Annotated in this window: 4 protein-coding genes; 2 read left to right on the top strand and 2 right to left on the bottom strand. The window is 65.0% G+C overall.

The annotated features are described in order from the left end of the window. Both FJZ36_18435 and FJZ36_18430 read left to right on the top strand, forming a co-directional pair. The coding region (locus FJZ36_18435; protein ID MBM3216878.1) for a formate acetyltransferase at nucleotides 1-1,585 on the top strand (1,585 nt) is incomplete at its 5' end. Between the two features lies 1 nt (nucleotide 1,586). Beyond that, nucleotides 1,587-2,546 (top strand): glycyl-radical enzyme activating protein, encoded by a 960-nt coding sequence (locus FJZ36_18430; protein MBM3216877.1) that lies wholly within the window; start codon nucleotides 1,587-1,589, stop codon nucleotides 2,544-2,546. Nucleotides 2,547-2,553: 7 nt separating this feature from the next. Here the strand turns inward: FJZ36_18430 and FJZ36_18425 are convergent, their stop codons facing one another. Both FJZ36_18425 and rpmE read right to left on the bottom strand, forming a co-directional pair. Beyond that, nucleotides 2,554-3,201 (bottom strand): chromate transporter, encoded by a 648-nt coding sequence (locus FJZ36_18425; protein MBM3216876.1) that lies wholly within the window; start codon nucleotides 3,199-3,201, stop codon nucleotides 2,554-2,556. A 12-nt stretch (nucleotides 3,202-3,213) separates the two neighbouring features. After that, a complete protein-coding gene (gene rpmE, locus FJZ36_18420) occupies nucleotides 3,214-3,426 on the bottom strand; it encodes a 50S ribosomal protein L31 (GenBank protein MBM3216875.1) in 213 nt (70 codons plus the stop codon). Nucleotides 3,427-3,476 lie beyond the last annotated feature (50 nt).

Genomic DNA, 3,476 nt, shown 5'->3' with positions numbered 1-3,476 from the left:
CGAGGAGCCGAACCCGCACCTCGCCGCGAACCTGCGCCAGATGGCGGACATGAACGAACGGCTCATCGACGACCCGCCGCGCACGTTCCAAGAAGCGTGTCAGTGGATCGCGTGGGTGTCGATCATCACGCGGATGTTCAACGGCGCAGGCGGCATCGGGCAGCTCGACGAGCTCCTGCAGCCCTTCTACGAGAGCGACACGGCGCGGGGCATCCTCGATGACGAGGAAGCTATCCTCCACCTCATCTCGATGTTCATCATCGACACGCAGTATTACCAGATCGGCGGACCCGACGCGTCCGGCAAAGACCGCACGAGCCGTGTGTCGTTCCTGATCCTCGAAGCCGCGCACCGGATGAAGGGGACCTCCAACATCACTGTGCGTGTTTGGGATGGGCTCGACGAAGCGCTCTTCGACCAAGCCGTGTCGAACCTCTTCGAGGACAAGAACGCGTCGCCTCGGTTCATCGGCGAGAAGGGCATGACCGAGGGGTTCATGCGGAACGGCTACTCCGAGGAACTGTCGCGCACCCGCGTCGTGTCCGGCTGCCACTGGGTCGGCATCCCGGGCAACGAGTACACGCTGAACGACATCGTGAAGATCAACTTCGCCGCCGTGTTCGACGCGGCTCTACGGGAGATGTACGCTGATCCGGCGACCGGGAACAGCTCGGCGGAGCTCATGCGGTACTACGAGAAGCACCTGCGCCGGGGAATCGACTGCATCAAGGAGGGGATCGACATCCACCTTCGGTTGATGTACCGCGTCATGCCGGAGGTTCCCCTGAACCTGCTGTGCCACGGAACCGTCCCACGAGGGCGCGACATCACGCACGGCGGCGTCGACTACTACAACATGTGCATCGACGGAGCGGGACTGGCGACGGTGGCCGACTCGTTCGCCGCCATCGAGCAGCGGATCGAGAAGGAAGGGCGGATCACGTGGGATCGGCTCATGGAAGTCCTCGACACGGACTACCAGGATGCGGAGCCCATCCGCCTGATGATGCGCAACATCCCGCGCTACGGCAGCGGCGACTCGCGCGCGGACGAGTGGGCGGTTCTCCTGACCGACCTGTTCACCGGCATCGTCAAGGAATCGCCGACGCCGGACGGTTGGTGCTGCATCCCCGGGCTCTTCTCGTGGGCGAACACGATCGGTCTGGGCCGGGTCGTCGGTGCAACGCCCAACGGTCGGCACGCGCACGCTCCCATCGCGCACGGCGCGAACCCCGATCCCGGCTTCCGCGACGCAGGCGCGGCGACGGCGATGCTGAACGCCATCGCGTCGGTTCAGTGCGGCTACGGGAACACGGTTCCCGTGCAGTTGGAGCTCGATCCGGGCATCACGCGTCACCGCGACGGCGTCGAGATGATGAAGGCGCTCATCCGGACGCACTGCGCCATGGGCGGCACGCTCATGAACATCAATATCCTGAACAAGGACCAAATCCTCGCCGCCCACGAGGACCCGGACCGGTATCCCGACCTGGTGGTTCGCGTGACGGGGTTTTCCGCCTACTTCCGCATGTTGTCGAAGGAGTTCCGGCAGCTCGTCGTGGATCGGATCATCGCTGAGGGGTGACATGAGCTCGATGCCCGCCTCTATGGAGGACACGCGCCGGGTCGAAGGCGTCGTGTTCAACATCCAGCGCTTCTGTACGCACGACGGACCCGGCATTCGGACGACCGTCTTCGTCAAGGGATGTCCGCTCCGGTGTCTGTGGTGTCACAACCCAGAGGGTATCTCGCGGAGGCGGGAGATCGCCTTCGACGCGTCGAAGTGCATCGGCTGCCGGGCGTGCCTGGAAGCCTGTGAGCATGGCGGACACGAGTTCACGGACGCGGGCGAGCACATTCACCATGTGGAGCGATGCGTCCGATGCGGCGCGTGCGTCGAGGGCTGCTTCGCGGGAGCCATGGAGTCGTTCGGGGAAGCTCGGACGGCGGGGGAGGTGTTCGAGGTCGTCCGGCTGGACCGCCCTTACTACGACACGTCCGGCGGCGGGATGACGGTCTCCGGCGGCGAGCCGCTCTACCAGCCCGACTTCACGGCGGCGCTCCTCGCCCTATGTCGCGACGCGGGCATCGGGACCGTCCTCGAAACGTCCTGCGCGACGTCATGGGCGACCATCGAGCGGATGCTGCCGATGGTCGATCTATGGATGTGCGACGTGAAGAACCTCGACGCCGGGAAGCATCGGGAGCTCACCGGTAGCGACAACGGCGCGGTTCTCGAGAATATCCGGCGGCTGGCGACGGAGGGAGCGCGGCTCCTGCTTCGGTTCCCGCTGGTCCCGACGCTCAACGACGACGAGGGGAACCTCGCCGCGCTCGGAGCCTTCTACGCCGAGGTGGACCCGAAGGACGGCATCGAGATCATGCCCTACCATCGCCTCGCGATGGACAAGTACGCGCGGCTGCGGCAAGACTACACGCTGATCGACCTGGCGGACGGCACGGACGAGGATGTGCGCCGGGCAGCGGCAATCCTGCGCGAGAACGGAGTCACGCGCGTCTTCTCGCAGAAGGTCGACGGCGTGTGAGCCGTTTTCAGAAGGCGAGGTAAGTCAAGCCGATCGCCGCCGCGCCGATCATCACGAAGACCGTATCGACGTGGAAGGCGAGGATCGCCGCGAGCGATAGCGCGAAGATGAGGACCGAACGGACGTCCGTCAGCAGGAACGCTCCAACTCCCGCGATCCCCGTCGTCGACATCCACCACATCCCTGCTAAGCTCAAACACACGCCGCCGACCGTCACCAGCACCGGTACGCTGTGAGCCACGAGCCCCCCGTTCCGCGGGAACGCCACGCCGGTGAAGCTCAGGAACGCCTCGACGAGCAGCGCGAGGACAGCCGGCTTCACCCCGCGCACGATGCTCTTGACGGCGGGAAGTTGGGCGTACTGCGTCAGGACGGCGGTGATGAGTACCATCCCGGTCAGGGACGGCAGCAGGTAGGCGACGATGGCGACGAGGGCTCCCAACACACCGGCTTGTTCGTAGCCGACGTAGACGACGACCTTCGTCGCGATGGGTCCGGGGAGCACGTTGCCCGCCGCCCATCCCTCCTGAAACTGCTCGGCGGTCATCCATCTCTGCCGGTCGACGATCTCGCTCTGCATCGCCGAGGCGAGAGCGTGACCGGAACCGAAGATGAAGGTTCCCAGCTTCAGGAAGGTCAGGAACAAACCCAGCATGGCTTGGCTCTGCTAGGCTTGGGCTTTGAACCGGCGGTACTTCTGCTCGAACTTCTGCACGCGACCCTCGGTATCGACGATCTTGCGCTGTCCCGTGAAGAACGGGTGACAGCTCGCGCAGACTTCGACGCGCAGCCCGGTCTTGGTGGAGAAGGTCTCGTACGTGGCTCCGCAGACGCAGGAGATGGTGACCGTGTTCACGTTCGGATGGATGCCGGTTTTCATCGAGGTACGCGACCTTTCAGCGGCGAGGCGTTGATGCGAGCCGGGGGTTC

Source organism: Candidatus Poribacteria bacterium (assembly GCA_016866785.1).
GTDB lineage: Bacteria > Poribacteria > WGA-4E.
The sequence above is the reverse complement of the archived record's forward strand: the minus strand, read 5'-3'. Positions and strand labels throughout refer to the sequence as shown.